The following is a 25,185-nucleotide window of genomic DNA, read 5'->3' as shown; positions in this document are numbered from 1 at the left end:
GGCTCACGACGCCAGCGCGAAGTCGGCGTACATGAAGCGCCCGTCGCGCAGCACGCGGTCGCCGGGCACGAGCTGCAGGGGCGAGGCCAGCATGGGCCCGGCGCTGACGAGCGTGTGGAACTCGCCGTTCTCGCCGCAGGGATCGCAGCCGGGCGGGAGCGCGTCGAGCAGCGCATCGTCGAAGGCATGGCCGGCGAAGGCCGCATCCAGCTGCGTGGTGTCCACGCAGGTCAGGTGCGCGACCAGGCCCTCGCGCAGCATGGTGCGGGCCAGCGCGGCCGTGTCGGCGGGAAACAGCGGCGTGTGGATGCGCCAGCCGTGGCGCGCGCACAGTGCCTCGCGCCAGGCGCGGATGTCCGACAGGTAGAGGTCGCCGAACGCGACGGTGCCGGCCCGCGGCCAGCGCGCCTGCGCCCGTGCGAGTGCGTCGGCGAAGGACGCCTCGTAGGCCGCGTTGTCGCACTGCGAGGAAATCGGGGCCTCGAGCAGCGGCAGGCCCGCCGCGCGCGCCTGCGCGGCGAGCACGTCGCGGCGGATGCCCTGCATGGCCACGCGGTCGTGGTCGGCATTGACGGTGGTGAGCAGCGCCACCACCTCCACGCCGCGCTGGCGCAGCACGTGCAGCGCCCAGGCGGCGTCCTTCCCGCCACTCCAGGCGAGCAGCACGGGCTCCTGCGGGCCCACGGCCCCGCTCAGGCCGCGGTGACGTCGCGCAGCTGCCAGCCGCTGCCTGCGAGCAGGCGCAGGCGATGGCGGACCACGTCGCCGGGCAGCGAGGTCACCAGCACGAGGTCGATGTGCAGGTCGTGCTGCTCGCCCTTGACCGTCGCGCCCGGATCGGTCGCGCCCAGGCCCGGGTCCACGTCGTCCGGATCTTCCTGCATCGCGCGCCAGCGGTCGAACAGGTCCGTCGAACGCAGCGCGGACTGCAGCTGGTGCGCGAACTCCTCGGCTCCGTGCGCGGTGAAGGAGAGCGCCGGATCGCTGCCGCGGGCGGCGGCGCCGTCGGGAAGGCTGATGTAGTAGCGCGTGGGCATCGGGATCTCCTGCGGTTCCGTGATGCTAGGGAGCATGCCATCCGCGGGCGGTGAACGGACGGACGGCGCTGGACGCGCGTGCGCGCAGGTCCGACGATCGAGGGCGGATCCGCATGGAGGTGCACGATGACCACGAAGGCTTCCCGGGCGCGCCTGGCGCCCCTGCTCGCGCTCGCGCTGCTCGCTGCCTGCAGCCGCGAACAGCCCTCCGCCGACGCGGACTCGCCCGGCACCGCCGAGGCCGCGCCCGACGTGGGCGCGACGCCGGCTGCGCCCAGCGGGCCGATCGACGTGCATCCGCTGGCCGGCCAGACCGAGACCGGGGTGGCGGCGCTTCTGGGCGCGCCGCAGGCCTGCGCCGACGTGGCGCAGGGCCGGCGCTGCACGTATGCGCGCGGCGTGGAGATCGTCTACATCAATGGCATGGCCGACCACATGGTGGTGGCGGACCTGGGCGGCGCGCCGTTCGAGGCCGCGACCATCGCGCGCATCGGGCTGGCCGGTGCCGAACCGCAGCAGGCCGATGCGGACGCGATCCGCTGGCAGAACGCCGGCGGCATGCGCGAGATCGTGCTCGAGCGCGGGGCGGACGGGCGCGCGGGGCGCTTCGTCATCAAGGCGATGACGCCGTAAGCGCGCAGGCGGGTCCGACGTCGGCTCCAACGACGACGGCCCGCGCGAGGCGGGCCGTCGGGTCGAACGCGGGGACGGGGATCAGTCCTCGGTGTGGCTGTGCGCCTCCGTGCCGCCCTCGCCGAAGGTCAGGCCGTCGGCCTGGCGGTGCCAGAAGAACTCGGGGGCCTTCGCGTTCAGGCCACCGACTTCCGCCATGTCCTTCTCCACGTCGAACAGTCGGCCGTCGACCATCACGTAGCGCGTGTCGATGGTGGCGCGGATGTTCTCCAGCGGATTGGCATTGAGCACCACGAGGTCGGCCTGCTTGCCGACCTCCAGCGAGCCGAGCTGCTTGCCCAGGCCGAGGTAGTCGGCACCATCAATCGTGAAGGCGCGCAGCGCCTCGAACGGGGTGAAGCCGCCCTGCACCAGCGACCAGGCCTCCCAGTTCGGGCTCAGCCCCTGCAGCTGGCCATGTCCGCCGACCTGGATCCTGATCCCCGCGTCGCGCATCTTCTTCGCCGCCTTGGCGACCTCGATGTGCCAGTAGTCCCAGTCCGGGCCGGTTTCGCGGCGGATGGAGCGTGCGTCGAGCGTCTCGCGCGGGAAGAAGCGGGCGAGCTTCCTGTCCTCCCAAACCGCATCGCGCGAATACCACCAGTACTCGCCCGACAGGCCGCCGTAGCTCACCACCAGCGTGGGCGTGTTGCGCACGTCGGTCTGCGACCACAGGCCGAGCACGTCCTTGTACAGCGGCGCGATCGGGATGTTGTGCTCCACGCCCGTGGCGCCGTCGAGCACCATGGTCATGTTGTGGTGGAAGGTCGAGCCGCCTTCCTCCACCACCAGCATGCCGAGCTCGCGCGCGGCCTGGTTCATCTGCTGGCGCTGGTCGCGACGCGGCTGGTTGTAGCTCTTGAGCGAGAACGCACCCGCAGCCTTCATGCGGCGGGCGTGGCTGCGCGCATCCTCCAGCGAGTTGACCACCGCCTTGAAGTCGCCGTCGGCGCCGTAGAGGATCGTGCCGGTCGAGAACAGGCGCGGGCCGACCATCTTTCCTGCTTTCAGCAGCTCGGCCTGCGAGAACACGAACTCGGTGCTCGCCGACGGGTCGTGCATCGTGGTGATGCCGAAGGCGAGGTTGGCGTAGTACGCCCAGTTCTGCTGCGGCACGATGCCGCTGCCGAAGTTCGTCGAATGCGCATGGGCATCCACGTAGCCGGGGACGATGGTCTTGCCGGTCGCGTCGATCGTGCGCGCCCCGGCCGGCACCTGCACCGATGACGACGGACCGATGGCGACGATGGTGTCGCCGCGCACGACGACGGTACCGTTCTCGATCACCTCCTGCGTGCGCTCGGCATCGCGCATGGTGACGATGCGCGCACCGGTGAAGGCGACGGTGTGGTCGGGCATGTAGACCGGGGCGCTCAGGCCCACCGGAATGCCGCCCTCGCTCGACGTCGGCTTGGGCAGCACCGAGGGCGCGCCCGGCAGGAAGGCGAAGGTCTGCGACAGCGGGCGCGTGAAGTAGCGGTCGCCCACCATCCAGTTGAGCGACTTCGAATCCGCGCTCCAGTGCAGGTGGCTGCCCACGTCGGCGGTGACCTGCACCACCGGCATGGCCTTGTTGTCCTTCGACAGCTCGATGGACTTGCCGGCGCTCACCAGCGGGGTGACGTAGGCATTGAACAGCTCGGTGAAGGCGATCCACTTGCCATCGGGGCTGATGCGCACGTTGTTGGCATACTTGAGGTCGTAGACCTCGCGCGGCTCCTCACCGTTCAAGCCCACCGACATCAGCTTCTTCTTCAGGCCCGAGCCGGTGAAGTAGTAGACGCGCTGGCCGTCGGCGCTGAACTGCGGGTCGTAGCCCTCGAGGCTGATGCGCCTGGGGGTGCCACCGTTCGCGTCCACGAGGTAGATGCCGGGGTCGCGCGTCCACAGCGCGCCGGTCAGGCCGGTGCCGCGGGTCTTGGCATAGACCACGCGGCGGCCGTCGGGCGAGAAGTTCGGGCTGTAGTAGTAGCCCTTCTCGGTGGTCAGCCTGCGGCCCTGGCCGGAGCCGTTCGCATCGCGCACCCAGATCGCGCCGAGGTCGGTGTCCGACCACGTGGTGTAGAGCAGGCGGCCGCCGTCGCGGCTGAAGCTCGGCTGGTATTCGTAGACGCCGGTCGAATTCGTCAGGCGCTGCGGCGCGCCGTTCGGAAGCGTCTTGCGGTAGAGGTGCCCGAGGGCATGGAAGACCAGCGTGCGGCCGTCGCGGCTGGTGGCCACGTCGCGGATCATCTTCGGCGTGAAGCGGCCTTCGTCGATCGTCTGCGCAAAGCGCAGCGGCTGCGAGACGGTCTGCTCGACCTGCGCGGTGAACGGCACGTTCGTTGCGTTGCCGCTGGCCATGTCGACGCGCCAGAGCTTGCCCTGCGCCCAGACCACGACGGACTTCGAATCCGGCGTCCAGGCGAAGTTCGAGTAGGGGCCGAAGATCGCCCAGGCTTCCTGCTGGTCGTGCGAGAGGCCGTCCCAGACCGGGCGCGTGGCGCCGCTGGCAAGGTCCAGCACGTGCAGCACGGACTTGTCGCGGATGCGCTTCACGTACGCGAGCGACTTGCCGTCGGGAGACGGTTGAGGACGCACCGCACCGCCGGGGCCGGAGAGCAGCGTGTCGATGCGGCCGGTCTCGCGGTCCAGGCGCTTGATCGCGTAGATGCCCTCGTGCGGGTTCTTGTTGTACTGGAACGTCGGCCCGGGGGTGACGTCCTCGCTGAAGTAGACGTAGCGGCCATCGGGCGACACCGCGGGCTCGCCCAGGTCCTGCTGGTCGTTCTTCTGCTTGGTCAGCTGCACGCCCGCGCCGCCGGCCACGTGGTACATCCACAGCTCGCCCGCGCCCAGCGAGCGCTCGCCGGTGAAATGCTTGCGGCCGATGATGAACTGCCCGTCCGGCGTCCACGCCGGATTGTTGAGCAGGCGGAAGTCCTCCTTGGTCACCTGCACGGCGTTCGAGCCATCCGTGCGCATGCGCCAGAGGTTGTTGCCGCCGCCGCGGTCGCTGGTGAACGCGATTTCCGAGCCGTCGGGGGAGAAGCGCGGCTGCACGTCCCAGGCGAGCCCTGTGGTGATGCGGCGCGCGTTGCCGCCGCCGATGGGCAGCAGGTAGATGTCGCCCAGCATCGAGAAGGCGATCTGCCGGCCGTCGGGCGAGACGTCGACGTCGAGCCAGGTGCCCTCGTCGGTGCTGAAGCTCACCGTCTTGCTCGCGCCGCGCGGCGTGTTGACGTCCCACTTCTTCTCGTCGGTGGCGCCCGCCTTGGCGCTGCCGCGCCCGGCGTCGTTGGCCGTCTGCGCCTTGTCCACGGCGACGGGTGCGAGCGCGTCCTGCTCGAGTTTCGGGTCCTTGTCCGGGGGCGGGGCGTGCTTGCCGTCCTGGGCGAGCGCGAGGACGGGGCCGAGGGAGAGCGCGCTGGCGAGCGCCAGCGAGAGGAGCGTGCGGTTGGGAGTCATGAGGACGAAGGGCCTGGACCAGCCGTCGAGGCTAACCCAGGCCCTTGGCCCGCAACCGGGCCGGAAGTCCTGCCTCCGGCCGACGGGTGCGCAGTTTTCAGTCGTAGGCCGGCGCTTCCGAGGCGAAGGCCAGGGTGAGCGAGCCGCGGCCGACGTTCACCATCGCGGTCAGGCTCATCATGCTCTCGAACACGTCCACACCGTGCTGGCGGCAGGTGTCGACGAGCTCGCGGTAGCCCGGCAGCGCGTGCATTTCCTCCAGCTTGCCGCCGTAGCTCATGGCCACGGTCGGCGTGAGCAGCCGGCCCTCGCGCACGCGGCGCGCGGCCAGCCCGAACAGCTTCTCGGAGGCGGTGTCGAAGCCCTTGAACTTGGCCAGCGGGCCGGTCTCGCCGCGGTTGCAGTGCAGCAGCGGCTTGATGTCGAGTGCGCTGCCCAGCGCGGCCGAGAGGAAGCTCACGCTGCGATCGCCGCGGTGGCGGGTGCGGTTGCGCAGGTAGTTGAGGTCGCGCGGCACCATGTAGGCGTGCGTGGCCAGCGCCACCTGCTCGATGCGCGCGCGCATGCGCGGCGCGCCTTCGCCCGCATCGCGCAGGCGCACGGCCTCCACGGCGCAGATCGCCTGGCCCGAGAACACGCTCTGGGTGTCGATCACGCGCAGCGAGAAGGGCGAGGTGATGCCGGCGGCGCTGCGCGGGCCCTTGTAGTCGTTGAGGATCGCGAAGCTGGCCTGCTGCGCGTTGTCGTGCACCGGGCTGCGCGTCTTCGTGATCGTCATGCAGAAGACGTAGTCGTAGTCGATGACCAGCTTGCGCAGGAACAGGTCCTGCACCTGCTGCACCGTGAAGGGCTGCGTCTCGGCCTGGGCGATCAGCTCGGCCGACTGCGCGTCGAGGAACTCGAGCGTGGCCTGTTCGTTGCGCTGGTCCGCCAGCACGGCGCTGCCGATCTTCACGGTGATCGGCAGCATGGTGAAGTTGCGCTGGATGTAGTCCAGCGGCAGGTCGCAGGCCGAGTCGACGACCAGTCCGATGCGCATGAGGGGCCCCTGTGGCCTTGAGGATCGTTCGCTGTCGGGCGGATTATCGGCCCGCCGCGGCGGCGCTGCAGCGGATTTTTCCGGACGTCGCCGTATGGTCGACGCACCGCCGCCACGGGCGACGCGCGGCGGCCACATCTGCCGCGCGCGGGCAGGCGCGCGCCGGGGGCGCGGCCTGCGGCACGCCCGTCATGCACGGGCGTGCTGCGCTGCGGCAGGGCTCAGCGCGTGCGGTCGGGCACCGTGTACGCGCGCGGCAACGGGCCCTCGCTGCGCCAGTAGCGGTCGCGCAGTTCGGTCTGGCGGCTGCGCATTTCGATGGGGCGGCCGCCGAACCAGACCTGCTGCGCGACGCTGCCCACGTCCAGCGGATCGCCCGTCCACAGCACGAGGTCGGCGCGCTGACCGGGGGCGATACCGCCCGCCCCGGCCAGGCCGAAGGCCTCGGCCGGCACGCGGGTGAGCGCGGCCAGGCCGTCCTCCCAGGGCAGGCCCTGGGCGACGGCGTTGCCCGCCAGCTGGCGCACCTTGCGCGCGTTGTGGGAGGCATCGCCCGATTGCACGATGCCCACCGGCACGCCGGCCGCCCGCAGCAGCGCGGCGTTGTCCATGCGGGCGCCGAGGCGGTCGAAGTCGGCGGGCAGGTTCGCCAGCGGGTCGACGAACACCGGAACCCTCAAAGCGGCGAGCTCGCGCGCGAGCTTCCAGGCTTCGGCGCCGCCGGAAATCGCGATGCGCAGGCCGTGGCGGTCGGCAAAGCGCAGCAGCTGGCGGATGTCGGCGGCGCGGTCCACCTTGAACATCACGCGGCCGCGGCCTTCGAGGAAGCGCGACAGCACCGCGCGCCCGGCGGGCGTGAGCATCGCCATCGGCGCGTTGAGCGGGATGCGCCCGCGGGCCTCGTCGAAGAACTGGTCGAGCAGCATCCACTGCGCCGCGCGCGACTGGCCGGTCAGGCCCGAGGCGTCGTTGCCCAGCTCGACGAACAGCACCTTCGGGCCGGCCGGGTCGGGCGAGCCGTCCAGGCGCACCACCGCGCCCTGGCCGGCGATGATCGAGCCGCCCTCGCCCGTGCCCGGGCCCAGCAGCGTCCAGCCCAGGCCCTCGACGCGGTTGACCGCCAGCAGCGAGGACTCGGGATTGAAGGCCAGGGTGACGTCGAACTCCGGCCGCACCGTCATCTCGCGCGTGCCGCGGCCGAGGGTGAGCGTGGCGTCCACCGTCTTGGCCTCGCCGGAGACCTCCTCCAGCCCCATGCGGGTGATGCCGCCGAACAGCGTGGGCGTGACCGGGCGGCCGGCGGCGTCCACGCTGGGCACGTTGTCGGCGGCCGACAGGTTGGGGCCGACGGCGACGATCTTGCCGCCGCTGACCAGGATGTCGGCGTTCTGCAGCGTGCCGCGCGCGGTGGCGGTGTGCACGGTGGCGTTGCGGATCAGCAGCTCCTGCGCGGGGAGCGCGGGGGCGAGCGCGAGCAGCAGCGCGCCGGCGAGGGTCTTCAGGCGGCTCACTGGACACCTCCGCGGGCGTTCTGGCCGAGCACGAAGTCCGACACCGGCTGCCTCGAGGGATCGTTGCGGTCGTAGACGCGCGCGCCGTCGATGTAGACCTGCTCGGCCTTGGCGTACACGCTGAAGGGGTTGCCGTTCCAGAGCACCACGTCGGCCATCTTCCCCGGCTCCAGCGTGCCGGTCCTGTCCAGCACGCCCAGCGACTTCGCCGCGTTGCTGGTCAGCCAGCGGATGGCGCGCTCGGGTGCGATCTCCATGCCGGCGCGCCGGGCGCTGGCCATCACCTTCGCGGCCTCCTGGTTGAGGCGCTGGATGCCTTCCTCCGAATCGGAATGCACGATCGCGCAGCCGTTCGGGCGGCTGTCGACGATGGCGATGTTCTCCTGGATGCCGTCGAAAGCCTCCATCTTGAAGCCCCACCAGTCGGCCCAGAGCGCGCCGCAGACGCCTTCGGCGGCCAGGCGGTCGGCCAGCTTGTAGGCCTCCACGCCGTGGTGGAAGGCGGCGACCTTGAAGCCGAACTCCTTGGCAAGGTCGAGCATCACCGCCATCTCGTCGGCGCGGTAGCAGTGGATGTGGACCTGGATGTCGCCGTTCATGGCGCCGGCCAGCGTGTCCATCTTGAGGTCGCGCTTGCCGCCGGTGTCCTGCTGGCTGTCGGCATCGCCCCCGCGCTGCCACCAGGAGCGCTTCTTCGGCGGCTTGGGCATGTTCTTGCGGCGGTATTCGCTGGCGTCGATGAAGGCCGCGCGGTAGCCGGCCACGTTGCCCATGCGCGTGCTCGGGCCGCCCTTCTGGCCGTAGACGCGCTTGGGGTTCTCGCCGCAGGCCATCTTCAGGCCCCAGGGCGCGCCGGGGAACTTCATCGCCTGGTAGGTGGTGGCCGGCACGTTCTTGAGCGTGACGCCGCGCCCGCCGACGAGGTTGGCGCTGCCGGGCAGGATCTGCAGGGTGGTCACGCCGCCGGCCAGCGCGGCCGAAAAGCCCGGGTCCTGCGGCCAGACCGAATGCTCGGCCCAGACGTTCGCGGTGACCGGGCTGGTGGCCTCGTTGCCGTCCTGGTGCGAGTTGGTGCCCGGGCTGGCATACACGCCCAGGTGCGAATGCACGTCGATGATGCCGGGCGTGATCCACTTGCCGGTGGCGTCCACCACGGTGGCATCCGCCGGGGCCTGCAGCCCCCGGCCCACCTGCACGATGGTTCCCTCGCGCATCAGCACGTCCGCGCCGTCCAGGCGCTCGCCGGTACCGGTGAGCACGATGGCGTTGCGCAGCAGCACCGGCGGGTTCGGCAGCGCGCGGTAGGTGCTGGGGTAGGGGTCCTGGACGAAGCGCGACGGGCGCGCCGGCTTCTGCGCGTCCTGCGCGGGCACGGCCAGCGGCGCGGCCAGCGCCGCGGCGCAGAGCAGCGAAAGCAGGGTTCGGGACATGGAAGACATCGGGCACGGGTGGACAGGCGACCCTAGCCGGCCGCACCTGCCGCGTCACCATGACCTTCGTCATGGGCGGTGCGACAATCGGCCGAAAACGTGAACGAATTCAGATGAAGGACAAACCGGAAATCGTCTCCAACTGGCTGCCGCGCTACACCGGCGTCGCGCTCGAGGATTTCGGCGAGCACATCCTGCTCACGAACTTCGGCGGCTACCTGCAGACCTTCGCGCGCCTCACCGGCGCGCCCATCGTGGGGCTGGACCGGCCCATGCCCAGCGCCACCAGCGATGGCATCACCATGATCAACTTCGGCATGGGCAGCCCGAACGCGGCCACGCTGATGGACCTGCTCTCGGCGATCTCGCCCAAGGCCGTGCTGTTCCTGGGCAAGTGCGGCGGCCTCAAGCGCAAGAACAGGCTCGGCGACCTGGTGCTTCCGATCGCCGCCATCCGCGGCGAGGGCACGTCCAACGACTACATGCCGCCCGAGGTGCCCGCGCTGCCCGCATTCGCCCTGCAGCGCGCGGTCTCGACCATGATCCGCGACCTCGGCCACGACTACTGGACCGGCACCGTCTACACGACCAACCGCCGCGTCTGGGAACACGACGAGGCCTTCAAGGAGTACCTGCGCCGGCTGCGCTGCATGGCCATCGACATGGAGACGGCGACGATCTTCGCGGCCGGCTTCGCCAACCGCATTCCCTGCGGCGCGCTGCTGCTGGTCTCGGATGCGCCGATGACGCCGGAAGGGGTGAAGACCGCCGAGTCGGACGCGAAGGTCACCGCGGACTTCGTCGACAACCACATCCAGGTCGGCATCGAGGCGCTGCGCCTGATCCGCCGCCACGGCAAGTCGGTGCGCCACCTGCGCTTCGACGAGTAGCCGTCGCGCGCCGCAGCGCGTGGTCCGGCCCCATGGAAGACGCCGGGATGTCCGGGCGTTTTCCGCATCCCGCCCGGCGGCGACCGGCGGCGCGCCACGTCGCGACGGCTGAGATGCCGCCCCTGCAGACTGTCCCACCGGACAGGAGCAGGACATGGAACAGGCCTTCCTGGTGGTCCTCGGCGCGGCGCTGACGTGGGCCTTCTACTTCGTGCAGCGCCGCGTGGAAAGGCGCCGCACCACCGAGGCCATCGAGCGCAGCCAGAAGCTGCTCGCGCTCAAGCAGGGCCTGGAAGGCGCGAAGACCAGCCTGGGCGAGCTGCAGCGCTTCGAGCACGGGCTGGTCGGCAAGGCGCAGAGCGCCGTGGAGATCGCCGACGGCATCGTCACGCGTGCGGAGGAGGTCGTCGAGCGCGGCGCCGTGGAGGTGCTGCACGACGACGAGTTCACCGCGCAGGCCCGCGAGCGCCTCCTGCTGGCCGATGCACGCATGCGCCGCGTGGTGGCGACGGTGCGTGCGCAGCTCGACGGCGAGGAGCTGGCCGCCTTCGACCGCGCGCACTCGGCCTGGCTGGCGTTTCGCGACCGCCATGCACTCTTCATCGCGCAGTCCTATGCTCGCGGTCCGATCCGCGCGCTGATCCAGGCCGTCACCCTGGAGAGCCTGACCAGCGCATGGGCCGCCGAGCTCGAGACCCAGCTGGGAGGCGACTGATGCACGAAGCCCGCACCGCCGCCGACGTGGTCGCGTTCTGGCGCGAGGCCGGCCCGGCGCGCTGGTTCGCGCGCGATGCCGGGTTCGATGCCGCCTGCGCGCGCCTTCTCCCGCTGCATTTCGCCGCCGCGCGTCGTGAACTCGACGCCTGGCTCGGCGACGCCGAAGGCGCGCTCGCGCTGCTGGTGCTGCTCGACCAGATCCCGCGCAACGTCTGGCGCGGCAGCGCGCATGCCTGGGCGACCGACCCGCTGGCGCGCAGCTTCGCCGGGCATGCAGTGGCCGCGGGTTTCGACCTCGCCGTGGACGCGTCGCTGCGCGTGTTCTTCTACCTGCCCTTCGAGCATTCCGAACGGCTGGACGACCAGCACCGTTCGATGGCGCTGCATGCGCGGCTGCCCGGGCCCGATGCCGACCGGTGGGCGCGCATCCACCTCGACATCATCGAGCGCTTCGGGCGCTTCCCGCATCGCAATGCCGCGCTGGGCCGCGAGACGACCGTGGAGGAACAGGCGTTCCTCGATGCGGGTGGCTTCGCCGGCTGAAGGCAGCGGCCGACTCGCCGCGCAAGGCCGCAGCCGCGCCCGGTGGCTTGGCGCCCGGCGGCTGCGTGGATGGTCCGGTGGAAGAACGCCCGACGGCGTGGACCCGGTGCGCTCGGCGTGCACGGACCCGGGTGGCGCGGTGCGCGCGCCGGGCGCGCCAATGAAAACGGCCGCGCAGGGCGGCCGTTCCGGACGAGTCGCGAGGCGCCGCTCAGTAGCGCGGCACCGCCGCATCCACCTGCTGGGACCAGGCGTCGATGCCGCCCTCGACGTTGTAGAGCTGGGTGAAGCCCAGCCGGCGGAAATGCTCGGCCGCGGCGGCGCTGCGGCTGCCGTGGTGGCAGAGGAACGCCAGCGGCGTGTCCCTGGGCAGGTTCTCCACTTCCGCCGCGGCCTCGCCGTCGAGCACGGAGAAGGGCACGCGCACGGAGGCGATCGCGCGCTCCTCGACCGGCCGCACGTCCACCAGGGTCAGCGCGCCGTCGGCGAGCATGCGGGCAGCTTCCGCCGCGCCGATCGCCTTCACCGCGGCCGGCGCATTCGGGTTCTCGACCACCAGCCCGCGGCCGCGTGCATCGTCCACCCAGTCGATCCGGAGGCCCCTGGCGCGCTGCGCGCTGGCGAGGTCGAACTGCGCGCGGATGCCGTCGACGTCCACCGCGATCGCGTTCGCATCCACCGGCCCCAGCTGCAGCTGCGTGCGGAACTCGCGGTCGACCGACACCAGCAGTGCATAGCCGGCGCCCGCGCCGGCGATGGCCTCGCGCAGCATGGCCGCCGCGGCGGGCGTGATCTCGATGGCCGGCGGCGTGCGGTCCGGCGCCTGCAGGCCCAACGCCGCGTGCAGCTCGCCCGAGCGCGCCATCTGCTCGACGATGTCGCTGCCGCCGACCAGCTCGCCGTCGATGTAGAGCTGGGGGATCGTGGGCCAGTCACCGTAGAGCTTGATGCCCTCGCGGATCTCCGGATCGGCCAGCACGTTCACGTGCGCGTAGTCGATGCCCAGCTCGTTCAGCACGCCGGAGGCCTTGGCCGAGAAGCCGCACTGCGGCATGCCGGGCTCGCCCTTCATGAACAGGACGACGCGGTTGCTCTGCAGCAGCGAGTCGATGCGGGCGCGCAGGGCGGGATCGAGCGACATGGGCGAATCCTTCGAAGTGAGGCGGGCATTTTACGGCGCGGGCCGCCAGGAACCGGCGTGGCATCATGAACGCATGCCATCCCCTGCTCCCGCCGTCGTGCACCGGCCGCCGCGCGCGCCGCATGCCGGCTGGGCACTGCTGCTGCTGTCCCAGGCGATCGTCGCGCTGCTCTGGTGGCGGCTGGGCTGGCGCATCGGCCTGCCGGCCCTGCTGGCCACGCACGCGCTCGCGCTCTGGGGCACGCTGCGGCCCGACTCGCGCCTGTTCGGCCCGGTGCTCACGCGTCTTGGGGACGCCGGGCGCGTGGTCTGGCTGACCATCGACGACGGCCCCTCCGACGAAACGCTCGCCATCCTCGACCTGCTCGACGCGCACGGGGCGAAGGCGACGTTCTTCGTCGTCGGCGAGCATGCGCGCCGGCGGCCGGAGCTGGTGCGCGAGATCGCCCGCCGCGGGCACGAGCTGGGCAACCACAGCGCCACGCACCCGGCCGGCTCGTTCTGGGCGCTGGGCCCTGCGCGCATGCGCCGCGAGATCGGCGAAACCCAGCGCGTGATCGCCGAGCTCACCGGCACCGCGCCGTGCTGGTTCCGTGCCGTGGTCGGCATGGCCAATCCCTTCGTCGCGCCCGCGCTCGCCGCGCATGGCCTGGCGCGCGTGGGCTGGAGCGCGCGCGGTTTCGACGGCGTGCGCGCCGATCCGGATGCCGTGGTGGCGCGCATCGAGCGCCAGCTCGCACCCGGCGCGATCGTGCTCGCGCACGAGGGGGCGCCGCACGGGCGCAACGTGGAGACGCTGGCGAAGCTGCTGGCCCGGCTCGACGCGCTGGGCTATCGCTGCGTGCTGCCGCGCGTGGAACCGCCTGCGGTGGGCGCCGCGGCGGCGACGCAGGCGGACTGAGCCGCGGCGGCGCGGGCTCAGCCGAGGCGCTCGGCCACGATGCGCCAGTTGTTGAAGGGCGTATTGCCGCGCAGCGGCACGAACGCCACCGCCAGCCCCGCGGCCTCGAGCCGCGTGCGCAGGGCCTCGGCCTGCGGGTAGCGGCGCGGCGACGAGTACATCCAGCCGCTGAGGCGGCCGACCATGTCGGCGAAATGGGTGAAGCGGGCGCGCGCGCCGCCGTCGTCCAGGCCGGTGCGGATCACCAGCCGCCCGCCGGGCGCGAGCATGCCGATCGCCGCGTCCAGCGTGGCCACCTGCGCCTCCGGCGCCAGGTACTGCAGCACGTCGAGGATGGCCACGCTGCCCGAATGCGCGGGCCATTGGCATGCGAGGTCGACGGTGTCGAAGGCCACGTCAGCCAGGCCCGCGCGCGTCGCCGCCTGGCGCGCCTTGGCGATCTTGCCGGCATCCACGTCCACGCCGCGGTAGGGCAGCGCGATGCCGTCGGCGCGCAGGGTATGCGCCAGCAGCCCCAGGCCGCAGCCCAGGTCGAGCAGCGGCGCGCGCGTGCCGCGCAGGGCGACGGCGATGCCCGGGTAGAGCGGGTCGCTGCGCAGCTTTCCCTGCACGTAGTGGTAGTTCCAGCGGCTGCCCAGGCGCGAGGCCGGCAGGAAGGCGCGGGCGATGCTGCGGGCGGCGGCCGCGTCGAGCGGCCGGGCCTCGGCGCGGCTCATGCCTCGGGTGCGAGCAGCGAATGGGCCACCGGCAGGGCCAGCTCCACCCAGCGCGCATACATCGCGCCGGAGGGGTGCAGGCCGTCGTCGGCGAGCATGTCGTCGTCGTCGCCCCCGGCACGGCTGGTGGGCGTGATGTCGACGAAGGCGATGCGCCGGGCCTCGCAGAGCCGGCAGGCCGTCTCGTTGAAGCGGTCGATCTGCTCGCGCACTTCCTGCCGGTCGCGCCCTTCGCGCGTGGCGAAGCGGGTCACGCCCCAGTCGGGGATCGACAGCGCCATGACGCGGTCGTTGCGATGTCCCGCCAGGGTGATCGCCATGTCCAGAAGGCGCCCGTACTGCTCGCGGAAGTCGGCCAGCGAATGTCCCCGGTACTGGTCGTTCACGCCGGCGCAGACCGTCACGAAATCCCAGTGCGGCGAGGGCTGTTCGGCGTGGATGGCCGCGATCAGCTCCTCGCAGGTCCAGCCGGTCCTGGCGATGTAGTGCGGATCGCCGAGCAGGAATTCGTCGCCACGCAGGCCGCGCACCAGCTGCGCGGGCCAGCGGTCGCGCTCGTCCACGCCCTCGCCGATGGTGTAGCTGTCGCCCAGGGCGAGGTAGCGCAGGCGCATGTCAGGCCACCTGCGCGCGGCTGGTGCCGGCCGCCGCGGCGCGACGCGCCAGCACGCGGTCGATGCGCGCGAACACCTCGCGCAGCTGGTCCGGCTCGGGCAGCAGGGTCACGCGGAAGTGGTCGCGGTAGGGCACGTTGAAGCTGTTGCCGGGCACGATCAGCACGTCCTCGGTTTCCAGCATCTCCAGCGCGAAGGCATGGTCGTCGAAGCCCGCGGCCGCCTCGCCCACCACCTGCGGGAAGCCGTAGAGCGCGCCGCCGGGCGTGCTCATGCGCAGGTGCGGGCTGGCCGCCACGCTCTCGACCACGGCGCGGCGCGCCTCGTACAGGCGCCCGCCGGGTGCGCACAGCGCGGCAATGGTGTCCTCGCCATGCAGCGCCGCCTCGATGGCGAACTGACCGGGCACGTTCGCGCACAGGCGCAGCGCGCCGAGCAGGTCCATGGCGTGGTGGAAGTCGCCCACGGTGACCGGATCGCCGCTGAGCACCGCCCAGCCGATGCGCCAGCCGCAGGCGCGGTGCACCTTCGACAGGCCGCCGAAGGACAGGCAGGGCACGTCACCGGCCAGCGTGGCCAGCGGCACGAAGGCCGCGCCGTCGTAGGTGATGGCGTCGTAGATCTCGTCCGACATCAGCAGGAGCTTGTGCCGGGCGGCGATGGCGACGATGCGCTCGAGGATCTCGCGCGGGTACACCGCGCCGGTCGGGTTGTTCGGGTTGATGACCACGATCGCGCGCGTGCGCGGCGTCACCAGGCGCTCGATCTCGTCCGGGTCGGGCAGGAAGCCGTTGGATTCGGCGCAGCGGTAGTGCACCGCGCGGCCGTCGTTGAGGATGGTCGCGGCCGTCCACAGCGGGTAGTCGGGCGAGGGCACCAGCACCTCGTCGCCGGGGTTGAGCAGCGCCCGCAGGGAGAGGTCGATCAGCTCGGACACGCCGTTGCCGACGAACACGCGCTCGGGTGACGCATTGGGCGTGCCGCGGCGGCGGTGGAACTCGGCGATGGCCTCGCGCGCGGCCGGCAGGCCCTGCTGGTGGGTGTAGGGGTCGGTGTCGTGGATGCGCTCGGTGATCGCCCGCTGCAGGTGCGCGGGCGCGCGGAAGCCGAAGGCGCCGGGGTTGCCGATGTTGAGCTTGATCAGCGTGCGGCCCTGCGCCTCCAGCTCGCGGGCCCGGCGGGCGAGCTCGCCGCGGATCTCGTAGCGGACTTCGGACAGGCGTTCGCGGGTCTTGAGGCTGGACACGGCAGGCGGCGGTGGACGAAATGGCGGCCAGCCTAGCAAAACCGGCGGCCGCGGCCGGGGCGGCGCGCACGCTCTGGCTAGAATCCGGCCATGTCCCGCCCCGATCCCGCCCCCCGCCCCGACGCCGCCGCCCTGCGGGCGATCGGCTGGCCGTCGGACGAGGCCGGCCGCCCGCTGGATCCGGCCTGGCAGGCGCTGCTGGACGCGCACCCCGGCAGCCGCCCGGCCCGCGTGGTCGAACAGCACCGCACCGGCTACATCGCGGCCGACGCGCCGGGCGCGGCCTTCGGCGTGGAGTCGCTGGGCGACTGGCTGCGCCCGCCCGGCTACCGCGCCGGCCGCACCGATCCGGAGGCCCGCCCCGGCGTGGGCGACTGGCTGCTGATCGAAGGCCCGGAGAACGCCGCCAAGGCGCTCGCGCTGCTGCCGCGCCACAGCGCCATCAAGCGCGGCGCGGCGGGCGAGCACTACAGGCAGCAGCTCATCGCCGCGAACATCGACGTGGTGTTCGTGGTGTCGGGGCTGGACGGCGACTTCAACCCGCGCCGGATCGAGCGCTACCTGCTGCTGGTGCATGGCAGCGGCGCGCAGGCGGTGATCGTGCTGACCAAGGCCGACGTGGCCGGCGCGGCCACGGTCGGGCAGGCGCGCGCGGCGCTGTCGCAGGTGGCGACCGAGGGGGTCGAGTCGGTCGTCGTCAACGCGCGCGACGCGGCCAGCGTGGACACGCTCGCGCGCTGGCTCGGCCCGGGCCGCACCGCGGTGCTGGTGGGCAGCTCGGGCGCGGGCAAGTCCACGCTCACGAACACGCTGCTGGGCATCGAGCGCATGAAGACCGGCGCGGTGCGCGGGCACGACTCGCGCGGCCGCCACACCACCACGCATCGCGCGCTGATCCCGCTGCCGCAGGGCGGCTGCCTGATCGACACGCCCGGCATGCGCGAGCTCAAGCCCACCGGCGAGGAGGACGTCACCGACACCTTCGCCGACGTGGAGGCGCTGGCGGCCGAATGCCGCTTCCGCGACTGCGCGCACGAGAAGGAGCCCGGCTGCGCCGTCCGCGCGGCCGTGGAGGCGGGCGCGCTCGGCGCACAGCGGCTGGCCAGCTTCCGCAAGCTCGCCGGCGAAGTCGCCGCCGCGGGCGACCGCCTGGCCACGCGCCTGGCGCAGAAGGCGCAGGCGCGCGTGCCCGGCAAGGCCGCGGGCAGGCGCGCGGACGACAAGAACGGCAGGCGCTGACTTGGCGGGCCGCGCGCCGGACATCGCCCACCATGCCGCGCTGGACGCGCGCCTGGTGCGCGTGGCGCGCGACATCCGCGTGCTCGCGCTGGTCAGCTGGCCCGCCGGCATGGAGCAGGACTTCCTCGCCGCCTTCGCGCGTGGCGATGCACGGCCGCCGAAGGTCGCCTATCGACGGGTGGATTTCAGCGAGGCGAGGGCCGAGCTCGACGCGGTCATCCGCGAGGCCGATCCCTGCCACCCGCTCGGCCAGTACCTGATCGACTCCGCCCGCAGCTGGGCCACCGCCGCGCGCATGTGCGAGGTGCTGGGCACGCACCGCGTCACCGCCTATTCCACCGAGCTCTACGGCGCGCCGAACGAGACGTTGCCGGGAAACGGCCCCACCACGCGCGAAGCGGCGCAGCACTTCATCTCGATCGCCGACGAGCTCGACCACGGCCTGCTCGCGCCCAGCGAGACCGTGCGCATCTCCGCCACCGCGCTGCGCCTGCAGCTGCAGGGCGACCTGGACGACTACTTCAACGGCCGGGTGATCGAGGTCGTGCTCGATCCGGACCTCATCGCCAAGGCCGCCGCCGGCGCCACGCGCATCCGCCTGCGCTCCTGCGCGGGCTTCTCCGACTACGACCGCGGCCAGCTGCTGCAGCACGAGGCCTTCGTGCATTCGCTCACCGCGCTCAACGGCCGCGAGCAGCCGGTGCTGGCCTCGCTCTCGCTGGCCTCGCCGCGCACCACGGCCACGCAGGAGGGCCTGGCGACCTTCGCCGAGCAGATCACCGGCACCATCGACATCGGCCGCATGAAGCGCATCAGCCTGCGCATCGAGGCCGTGTCCATGGCGCTGGACGGCGCCGACTTCGTCGACGTGTTCCGCTACTTCCTCGATGCCGGGCAGACGCCACACGAGAGCTTCGCCTCGGCCCAGCGCATCTTCCGCGGCGTGCCCACCACCGGCGGCAGCGCCTTCACCAAGGACGCGGTCTACCTGCGCGGCCTGGTCGGCGTGCACACCTTCTTTCGCTGGGCGCTGCGCGAACGCAAGCTCGCGCTCTGCCGCGACCTGTTCGCCGGCAAGATGACGCTCGCCGACGTGCAGCGCTTCGAGCCCATGTTCGACGCCGGCGTGCTGGTGCCGCCGCGCTGGCTGCCGCCGTGGCTCACGCGCACCAGCGGTCTGGCGGGCATGCTGGCCTTCTCCCTGTTCGCCAACCGCATTCGCCTGGACAGCGTGGCCAGCGAAGGTGGCTTCCTCGATTTCTAGGCCGTGGAGCCGGGGTTCGGCCACGGATGGACACGGATGGACGCGGATCGGAATCGCTGCCGTCGCGGGTGCGACGCGCCGTTCCGGCTCGACCCGCCATGGCAAGTGCGGTGGTGCTTCCAGGCGCGTGCGCAGCGGTCACGCACCGGATCCGTGTCCATCCGTGTCCATCCGTGGCTGACGGAGAACTCTCCACGGCGCTCCATCCGCCCTGCCGCCCCGAGTGCCCGCGCCGGCCATGCGCCGATCGGCGTCGGCCCGTGTCGATCCGTGGCCCACGCACTGCCTGCCGGCGAGCCTCCACCGGCCGCCCGGGTAGAATCGGTTCCCCGTCCGGTGCGGTATCGCGATGACCCAGACTTCCAGCTCCGACGATCTCAAGCAGGCCGCCCTCGACTACCACCGCGCGGACCCGCCCGGGAAGATCCGCGTGGCGCCGACCAAGGCGCTGGTGACCCAGCGCGACCTCGCCTTGGCCTATTCCCCGGGCGTGGCCTATGCCTGCGAGGCGATCGTCGCCGACCCCAACACCGCCAGCGAGCTCACCGCGCGCGGCAACTTGGTGGCGGTGATCTCCAACGGCACCGCCGTGCTGGGCCTGGGCGACATCGGCCCCCTGGCCGGCAAGCCGGTCATGGAAGGCAAGGGCGTGCTGTTCCAGAAGTTCGCCGGCATCGACGTCTTCGACATCGAGGTCGACGAGCGCGATCCCGACAGGCTGGTCGACATCATCGCCAGCCTGGAGCCCACCTTCGGCGGCATCAACCTCGAGGACATCAAGGCCCCGGAGTGCTTCATCGTCGAGCGCAAGCTGCGCGAGCGGATGAAGATCCCGGTGTTCCACGACGACCAGCACGGCACGGCGATCATCGTGGGTGCCGCGGTGCTCAATGCACTCGAAGTGGTCGGCAAGAGGATCGAGGACGTGAAGCTGGCCACCGCCGGCGCGGGCGCGGCCGGCATCGCCTGCCTGGACATGCTGGTGGCGCTGGGCATGCGCCCGGAGAACATCCTCGCGGTGGACCGCGACGGCGTGCTCTACACTGGCCGCGACAACATGGACCCGGACAAGCAGCGCTACGCCCGCGACACCGACAAGCGCACGCTGGCCGACATCATGGTCGGTGCCGACGTCTTCCTGGGCCTGTCCGCCGGCGGCGTGCTCAAGCCCGAGATGGTGGCCACCATGGCCGAGCGGCCGGTGATCCTCGCGCTCGCCAACCCGTACCCCGAGATCCTGCCGGAGGCCGCCAAGGCGGTGCGCCCGGACTGCATCATCGCGACCGGCCGCTCGGACTACCCGAACCAGGTCAACAACGCGCTCTGCTTCCCCTACATCTTCCGCGGCGCGCTCGACGTGGGTGCCACCGAGATCAACGAGGCGATGAAGCTGGCCTGCGTGCGCGCGATCGCGCAGCTGGCGCGCATGGAGGCCGGCGACCTCGCCAGTGCCTACGGCGGCGACGTGCCCACCTTCGGCCCCGACTACCTGATCCCGCGCCCGTTCGACCCGCGCCTTCTGGTGATGCTGGCGCCGGCCGTGGCCCGCGCGGCGATGGACTCCGGCGTGGCCACGCGCCCCATCCTCGACATGCGCGCCTACGAGGAGAAGCTCGGCCAGTTCATCTACCGCACCGGCCTGCTGATGAAGCCGGTCTACGACCGCGCCCGCGCCGACCTCAAGCGCGTGGTCTACGCCGAAGGCGAGGAAGAGACCGTGCTGCGCGCGGTGCAGACGGTGATCGACGAAGGCCTGGCGAGCCCGATCCTGATCGGCCGGCCCGAGGTGATCGCCAGCCGCATCGAGCGCCTGGGCCTGCGCATGCGCCCGGGCGTGGACTTCGAGCTGACCAACATCAACTCCGACCCGCGCTTCGATAGCTACTGGCAGCAGTACCACGCACTCACCCAGCGCCGGGGCGTCACCCCGGCCGCGGCCAAGAACCTGCTGCGCTCGCGGCCGACGCTGATCGCCGCGCTGATGGTCGAGCGCGGCGAGGCCGACGCGATGATCTGCGGCATCGTCGGCCGCTTCCACAAGAAGCTCGGCTACCTGCGCAGCGTGTTCTCCTTCGACCGCGGCGTGGCGGGCACCGCGGCGATGACCGCGGTCATCAACAACCAGGGCGCGTGGTTCTTCCTCGACACCCACGTGCAGGTCGACCCCAGCGCCGAGCAGATCGCCGAGGCCACGCTGCAGGCCACCTACCGCCTCAAGCTGTTCGGCATCGAGCCCAAGGTCGCGCTGCTCTCGCACAGCAATTTCGGCAGCCACGACAACCCCTCGGCCAGCAAGATGCGCCGCGCGCTGGAGATCCTGCGCGAGCGCGCGCCCAGGCTGGAGATCGAGGGCGAGATGCAGGCCGATACCGCCTGGGACGACGAGCTGCGCCACCGCATGTTCCCCAACTCCATGCTCAAGGGCCGCGCGAACCTGTTCGTCATGCCCAACCTGGACGCGGCGAACATCGTCTACAACATGGTGCGCGTGATGACCGACGGCGTGGCCATCGGCCCGATCCTGATGGGCCTGGACAAGCCCGCCCACATCCTCACCCCGGCCTCGACGCCGCGCCGCGTGGTCAACATGACGGCGATCGCGGCGGTGGATGCGCAGATCCGGTCGGCGCGGGGGCGCTGAGCATGCCACTGCGCGTGAACCTGATCGGCTGGAACAACGGCGTCGGGCTCACGCGTGACCTGCGGCTGCTGGAACAGGCGCTGTGTGAGAGCGGGTACGTGGTCCACGTCACCGCCATCGGCCGCGGCAAGCTGCGCAAGTGGTTCCGCCCGCCGCTGCTGCGTGCGCGTTCGCGGCTGGCGCGGCTGTTTCGCCGCCCACCCGCGTACGATGTGAACATCATGCTCGAGCACGTGCGCGCCGAAGACCTGGGCAGCGCGCGCATCAACCTGTTCATCCCGAACCCCGAGTGGTGCCAGCCCGTGGACGTCGCGCTGCTGCCTCGCCTCGATGGCGTGCTCGCCAAGACGCGGCACGCGGAGCGGCTGTTTCGCGAACTGGGCGTGGCCACGGCCTTCATCGGCTTCACCAGCGAGGACCGGCTGGACGCCAGCGTTCCGCGCGAGCAGCGCTTCTTCCACCTCGCCGGACGCAGCAGCAACAAGGGCACCGACGCGCTGATCGCGCTCTGGCGCCGCCATCCCGAATGGCCGCGGCTCACCGTGCTGCAGAGCCCGCGCACGGCACGGGCGCTGGATCCAGCGCCCGCGAACATCGAACACCGTGTCGACTACATCGACGACGCCGAGCTGCGGCGCCTGCAGAACGCCTGCCGCTTCCACGTCTGCTGCTCGGAAACCGAGGGGTTCGGCCACTACCTGGTGGAGGCGATGAGCGTAGGCGCGGTCGTGCTCACCACCGATGCCGAGCCCATGAACGAGCTGGTGGATGCGGGACGTGGTGTCTGTATTCCTGCAGGCCGCACCGGCCGCCAGCAGCTGGCGACCACCTACTACGTGGACGAGCACGCGCTGGAGGAGGCCATCGAGCGCCTGGTTGTTGCCGACACCGCCCACCTTGAACGCCTCGGCGAGGCTGCGCGGCGTTGGTACGTGGACAACGACCGCGCCTTCGCCGGGCGCTTGGCGTCCGCGATCGGCCAGCTCGCGTCAGCGCGGGCCCGGACGGGTGCGGATATCGAAGGGAGCAGGGCGTCCGCCTGACCGGCCGCCACGGCGTTGTCGGATTCGTTTCCGACGTTGCAGACGTTCGCTCATCGTGGGCCTCGGCCACTGGCCTCCATTCGCCCTGGTATGGCGCCCTGCAGCGGCCGCTGACGCCAGCACCGCCCCGTCGCCTGTGCGCGCCCGTTCACGCTGTCACCTGTGAACGTTTTCAGGGCGGCTGGCCGCGGCGGCCGCATTGCTAGAATCCGGCCTTCCCTCGCATCAGATGAAACGGCCAAGGGGCCGCAACGCGCATGATCGGCAACCTTTCCCTCGCCATCTCCGAAATGCTGCACGACGACCCGGATCCCGCCGAGAGTCGCGAGTGGCTGGAATCGATCTCCGCGGTCATCGACCGCGACGGCCCGCAGCGCGCCCACCAGCTGCTGGAAGGCATGGTCGAGGTCACGCGCCGCGCCGGCGCGCACCTGCCGTTTTCCCCCACCACCGAATACGTCAACACCATCCCGCCGCACCTGGAGGCCAAGTCGCCAGGGGACGCCGCGATGGAATGGCGCATCCGCTCCATCCTGCGCTGGAACGCGATGGCGATGGTCGTGCGCGCCAACCGCAAGCCCGGCGACCTCGGCGGCCACATCTCGTCATTCGCCTCGGCCGCGACGCTGTATGACGTGGGCTTCAACCACTTCTGGCGCGCGCCGAGCGCGGACCACCCGGGCGACCTCATCGGCATCCAGGGCCACAGCTCGCCGGGCATCTATGCCCGCAGCTTCCTCGAAGGCCGCCTGACCGAGGACCAGCTCGACCACTTCCGCATGGAAGTCGACGGCCGCGGCATCAGCTCCTATCCGCATCCCTGGCTGATGCCGGACTACTGGCAGTTCCCCACCGTCTCGATGGGCCTGGGGCCCATCGGCGCGATCTACCAGGCGCGCAACTGGAAGTACCTCGAAGGCCGGGGGCTCATGCCCAAGTCCGACCGCAAGGTCTGGTGCTTCCTGGGCGACGGCGAGACCGATGAACCTGAATCCCTCGGTGCGATCTCGGTCGCCGGCCGCGAAGGCCTCGACAACCTCGTCTTCGTCGTCAACTGCAACCTGCAGCGCCTCGACGGCCCGGTGCGCGGCAACGGCAAGATCATCCAGGAGCTGGAAGGCCAGTTCCGCGGCGCCGGCTGGAACGTCATCAAGCTCGTCTGGGGCAGCTACTGGGACCCGCTGCTCGCGCGCGACACCACCGGCCGCCTGCGCCAGTTGATGATGGAGACCGTCGACGGCGAGTACCAGAACTGCAAGGCCTTCGGCGGCAAGTACACGCGCGAGAACTTCTTCGGCAAGTACCCCGAGACGGCGCAGCTCGTCGCCTCGCTGTCCGACGACGACATCTGGCGCCTCAACCGCGGCGGCCATGATCCGCACAAGGTCTATGCCGCCTACGACCTCGCCACGAAGACGAAGGGCATGCCCACCGTCATCCTCGCCAAGACGGTGAAGGGCTACGGCATGGGCGCGGCGGGCGAGTCGCTCAATCCCACGCACCAGACCAAGAAGCTCGACGACGAGGCCGTGCGCGCCTACCGCGACCGCTTCCAGGTGCCGATCCCGGACAGCGCCTTCGCCGACGGAGCCGTGCCGTTCTACCACCCGGGCGAGAAGAGCCCGGAAGTCGAATACATGCTCGAGCGCCGCCGCGCGCTCGGCGGCTTCCTGCCGCAGCGCCGCCGGAAAGCGTCGCAGCCGCTCGAAGCGCCCAAGCTCGAAGCCTTCGACCGCCTGCTCAAGTCCTCGGGCGAGCGCGAGATCTCCACCACCATGAGCTTCGTGCAGGCGCTCAACATCATCCTGCGCGACAAGCAGGTGGGCCCGCGCTGCGTGCCGATCGTGGCCGATGAAGCCCGCACCTTCGGCATGGAAGGCCTGTTCCGCCAGCTCGGCATCTACGCCCCGCACGGCCAGAAGTACAAGCCGGTGGACCGCGACCAGCTCATGTACTACCGCGAGGACGCCGCCGGGCAGGTGCTGGAGGAAGGCATCACCGAGGCGGGCGCGTTCGCCAGCTGGATGGCCTCGGCCACCAGCTACTCCACGAACGACCTGCAGATGCTGCCGTTCTACATCTTCTATTCGATGTTCGGCTTCCAGCGCATCGGCGATTCGGCCTGGCAGGCCGCCGACATGCGCGCCCGCGGCTTCCTGCTCGGCGCCACCGCCGGCCGCACCACGCTCAACGGCGAAGGCCTGCAGCACGAGGACGGCCATTCGCACCTGCTCGCCAGCGCCATCCCCAACTGCCGCGCCTACGACCCCACCTTCGGCTACGAAGTCGCTGTGATCCTGCAGCACGGCATGCAGCGCATGCTCACCGAGCAGCAGGACGAGTACTACTACCTCACCCTGATGAACGAGAACTACGCCCATCCGGAGATGCCGATCGGTGCGGCCGAGGGCATCATCAAGGGCATGTACCTGCTGCAGGGCGGCGCCAAGCCCAGGAAGGGCGAAGTGCGTGTGCAGCTGATGGGCTCGGGCACCATCCTGCGCGAGGTCATCGCCGCCGCCGAACTGTTGGACCGCGACTTCGGCGTCACCGCCGACATCTGGTCCTGCCCCAGCTTCACCGAGCTCGCCCGCGACGGCGTGGACTGCGAGCGCTGGAACCGCCTGCACCCCGAGGACACCCAGCGCGTCCCGTACATCACCTCGCTGCTGCAGGGCCGCCCCGGCCCGGCCATCGCTGCTACCGACTACGTGCGCGCCTTCGCCAACCAGGTCCGCGAGTACGTGCCGATGCGCTACACGGTGCTCGGCACGGATGGGTTCGGGCGGTCGGATACGCGGGCGAACCTGCGCCGCCACTTCGAGGTGGACCGCTTCCACATCGCGCATGCGGCCATTGCGGCGCTGGCGGCGGAGGGGAAGATGACGGGGAAGGATGTGGCGCGGGCGATCAAGCAGTACAAGCTGGATGTGGATAAGCCCAATCCGCTGACGGTCTGATATACGAAAAGCCCCGCTTCGGCGGGGCTTTTCATTTCGGCCACCTGCCTGGGCGGGCCCGAGTACAGCATCGCGGGTACTGTGCTCAGTGAAGGCCACCTGTCTCCGCTTCCGGCCTATTCTGTTGAAAAACT

General features: G+C 71.2%; 20 protein-coding genes. 10 read left to right on the top strand and 10 right to left on the bottom strand.

The genetic code is table 11. The features are described from left to right. Positions 1–3: 3 nt before the first annotated feature. On the bottom strand, positions 4–666 hold the full coding sequence (locus EYQ95_RS15790; RefSeq protein WP_243699949.1) for an ATP-binding protein: 663 nt from the start codon (positions 664–666) through the stop codon (positions 4–6). A 26-nt stretch (positions 667–692) separates the two neighbouring features. After that, positions 693–1,037, bottom strand: coding sequence for a hypothetical protein (locus tag EYQ95_RS15785; RefSeq protein ID WP_132328177.1), 345 nt, complete (start codon positions 1,035–1,037; stop codon positions 693–695). A gap of 126 nt (positions 1,038–1,163) precedes the next feature. Here EYQ95_RS15785 and EYQ95_RS15780 point away from each other — a divergent pair, with 126 nt between their 5' ends. Further along, positions 1,164–1,670 (top strand): hypothetical protein, encoded by a 507-nt coding sequence (locus EYQ95_RS15780; RefSeq protein ID WP_132328176.1) that lies wholly within the window; start codon positions 1,164–1,166, stop codon positions 1,668–1,670. Positions 1,671–1,751: 81 nt separating this feature from the next. On the opposite strand, the gene EYQ95_RS15775 is transcribed toward EYQ95_RS15780, so the two are convergent. The 4 genes from EYQ95_RS15775 to EYQ95_RS15760 form a co-directional block, all read right to left on the bottom strand. Further along, entirely contained in the window at positions 1,752–5,156 is a 3,405-nt protein-coding gene (locus tag EYQ95_RS15775) for an amidohydrolase family protein (protein WP_132328175.1), read from the bottom strand. Positions 5,157–5,253: 97 nt separating this feature from the next. Continuing rightward, positions 5,254–6,195 carry a DegV family protein gene (locus tag EYQ95_RS15770; RefSeq protein WP_132328174.1) on the bottom strand — a complete coding sequence of 314 codons (942 nt, stop codon included), beginning with the start codon at positions 6,193–6,195 and terminating at the stop codon, positions 5,254–5,256. A 221-nt stretch (positions 6,196–6,416) separates the two neighbouring features. Next, entirely contained in the window at positions 6,417–7,706 is a 1,290-nt protein-coding gene (locus EYQ95_RS15765; RefSeq protein ID WP_132328173.1) for an amidohydrolase family protein, read from the bottom strand. Continuing rightward, positions 7,703–9,136 (bottom strand): amidohydrolase, encoded by a 1,434-nt coding sequence (locus tag EYQ95_RS15760; protein ID WP_165924756.1) that lies wholly within the window; start codon positions 9,134–9,136, stop codon positions 7,703–7,705. The genes EYQ95_RS15765 and EYQ95_RS15760 overlap by 4 nt, the downstream gene beginning before the upstream one ends. Before the next feature lie 113 nt (positions 9,137–9,249). Here EYQ95_RS15760 and EYQ95_RS15755 point away from each other — a divergent pair, with 113 nt between their 5' ends. From EYQ95_RS15755 to EYQ95_RS15745, 3 genes are all read left to right on the top strand, one after another. Continuing rightward, complete coding sequence (locus EYQ95_RS15755) at positions 9,250–10,026, top strand: AMP nucleosidase (RefSeq protein WP_132328197.1); 777 nt, start codon at positions 9,250–9,252, stop codon at positions 10,024–10,026. 154 nt (positions 10,027–10,180) lie between these two features. Further along, entirely contained in the window at positions 10,181–10,741 is a 561-nt protein-coding gene (locus EYQ95_RS15750; RefSeq protein ID WP_132328171.1) for a lysozyme inhibitor LprI family protein, read from the top strand. After that, positions 10,741–11,286 carry a DUF924 family protein gene (locus EYQ95_RS15745; protein ID WP_132328170.1) on the top strand — a complete coding sequence of 182 codons (546 nt, stop codon included), beginning with the start codon at positions 10,741–10,743 and terminating at the stop codon, positions 11,284–11,286. Before EYQ95_RS15750 ends, EYQ95_RS15745 begins: the two co-directional genes overlap by 1 nt. 211 nt (positions 11,287–11,497) lie before the next feature. On the opposite strand, the gene grxD is transcribed toward EYQ95_RS15745, so the two are convergent. Beyond that, positions 11,498–12,427 (bottom strand): Grx4 family monothiol glutaredoxin, encoded by a 930-nt coding sequence (grxD, locus tag EYQ95_RS15740; RefSeq protein ID WP_132328169.1) that lies wholly within the window; start codon positions 12,425–12,427, stop codon positions 11,498–11,500. 73 nt (positions 12,428–12,500) lie between these two features. On the opposite strand from grxD, the gene EYQ95_RS15735 reads away from it, so the two are divergent. Next, on the top strand, positions 12,501–13,328 hold the full coding sequence (locus tag EYQ95_RS15735; protein ID WP_132328196.1) for a polysaccharide deacetylase family protein: 828 nt from the start codon (positions 12,501–12,503) through the stop codon (positions 13,326–13,328). A 17-nt stretch (positions 13,329–13,345) separates the two neighbouring features. On the opposite strand, the gene EYQ95_RS15730 is transcribed toward EYQ95_RS15735, so the two are convergent. The 3 genes from EYQ95_RS15730 to EYQ95_RS15720 are packed head-to-tail and all read right to left on the bottom strand — an operon-like array spanning position 13,346 to position 15,904. After that, entirely contained in the window at positions 13,346–14,044 is a 699-nt protein-coding gene (locus EYQ95_RS15730) for a class I SAM-dependent methyltransferase (RefSeq protein WP_132328168.1), read from the bottom strand. Beyond that, positions 14,041–14,658: a GDSL-type esterase/lipase family protein gene (locus tag EYQ95_RS15725; RefSeq protein ID WP_132328167.1), complete on the bottom strand. Its 618-nt coding sequence runs from the start codon at positions 14,656–14,658 to the stop codon at positions 14,041–14,043. The genes EYQ95_RS15730 and EYQ95_RS15725 overlap by 4 nt, the downstream gene beginning before the upstream one ends. Position 14,659: 1 nt before the next feature. After that, positions 14,660–15,904 carry an aminotransferase class I/II-fold pyridoxal phosphate-dependent enzyme gene (locus EYQ95_RS15720; protein WP_132328166.1) on the bottom strand — a complete coding sequence of 415 codons (1,245 nt, stop codon included), beginning with the start codon at positions 15,902–15,904 and terminating at the stop codon, positions 14,660–14,662. 90 nt (positions 15,905–15,994) lie between these two features. Between EYQ95_RS15720 and rsgA the strand changes: the two genes are divergently transcribed. The 5 genes from rsgA to aceE all read left to right on the top strand — a co-directional run bounded on the left by rsgA (position 15,995) and on the right by aceE (position 25,051). Continuing rightward, a complete protein-coding gene (gene rsgA, locus EYQ95_RS15715; RefSeq protein ID WP_132328165.1) occupies positions 15,995–17,143 on the top strand; it encodes a ribosome small subunit-dependent GTPase A in 1,149 nt (382 codons plus the stop codon). Between the two features lies 1 nt (position 17,144). Next, a complete protein-coding gene (locus EYQ95_RS15710; RefSeq protein WP_132328164.1) occupies positions 17,145–18,407 on the top strand; it encodes a flavohemoglobin expression-modulating QEGLA motif protein in 1,263 nt (420 codons plus the stop codon). 349 nt (positions 18,408–18,756) lie between these two features. Next, complete coding sequence (locus EYQ95_RS15705) at positions 18,757–21,048, top strand: NADP-dependent malic enzyme (protein ID WP_132328163.1); 2,292 nt, start codon at positions 18,757–18,759, stop codon at positions 21,046–21,048. A gap of 2 nt (positions 21,049–21,050) precedes the next feature. Then, positions 21,051–22,091, top strand: coding sequence for a glycosyltransferase (locus EYQ95_RS15700; protein WP_132328162.1), 1,041 nt, complete (start codon positions 21,051–21,053; stop codon positions 22,089–22,091). A 290-nt stretch (positions 22,092–22,381) separates the two neighbouring features. After that, entirely contained in the window at positions 22,382–25,051 is a 2,670-nt protein-coding gene (aceE, locus tag EYQ95_RS15695) for a pyruvate dehydrogenase (acetyl-transferring), homodimeric type (RefSeq protein WP_370451268.1), read from the top strand. Positions 25,052–25,185: the final 134 nt, after the last annotated feature.

This window comes from Lysobacter sp. N42 (assembly GCF_004344885.1).
The sequence above is the reverse complement of the archived record's forward strand: the minus strand, read 5'-3'. Positions and strand labels throughout refer to the sequence as shown.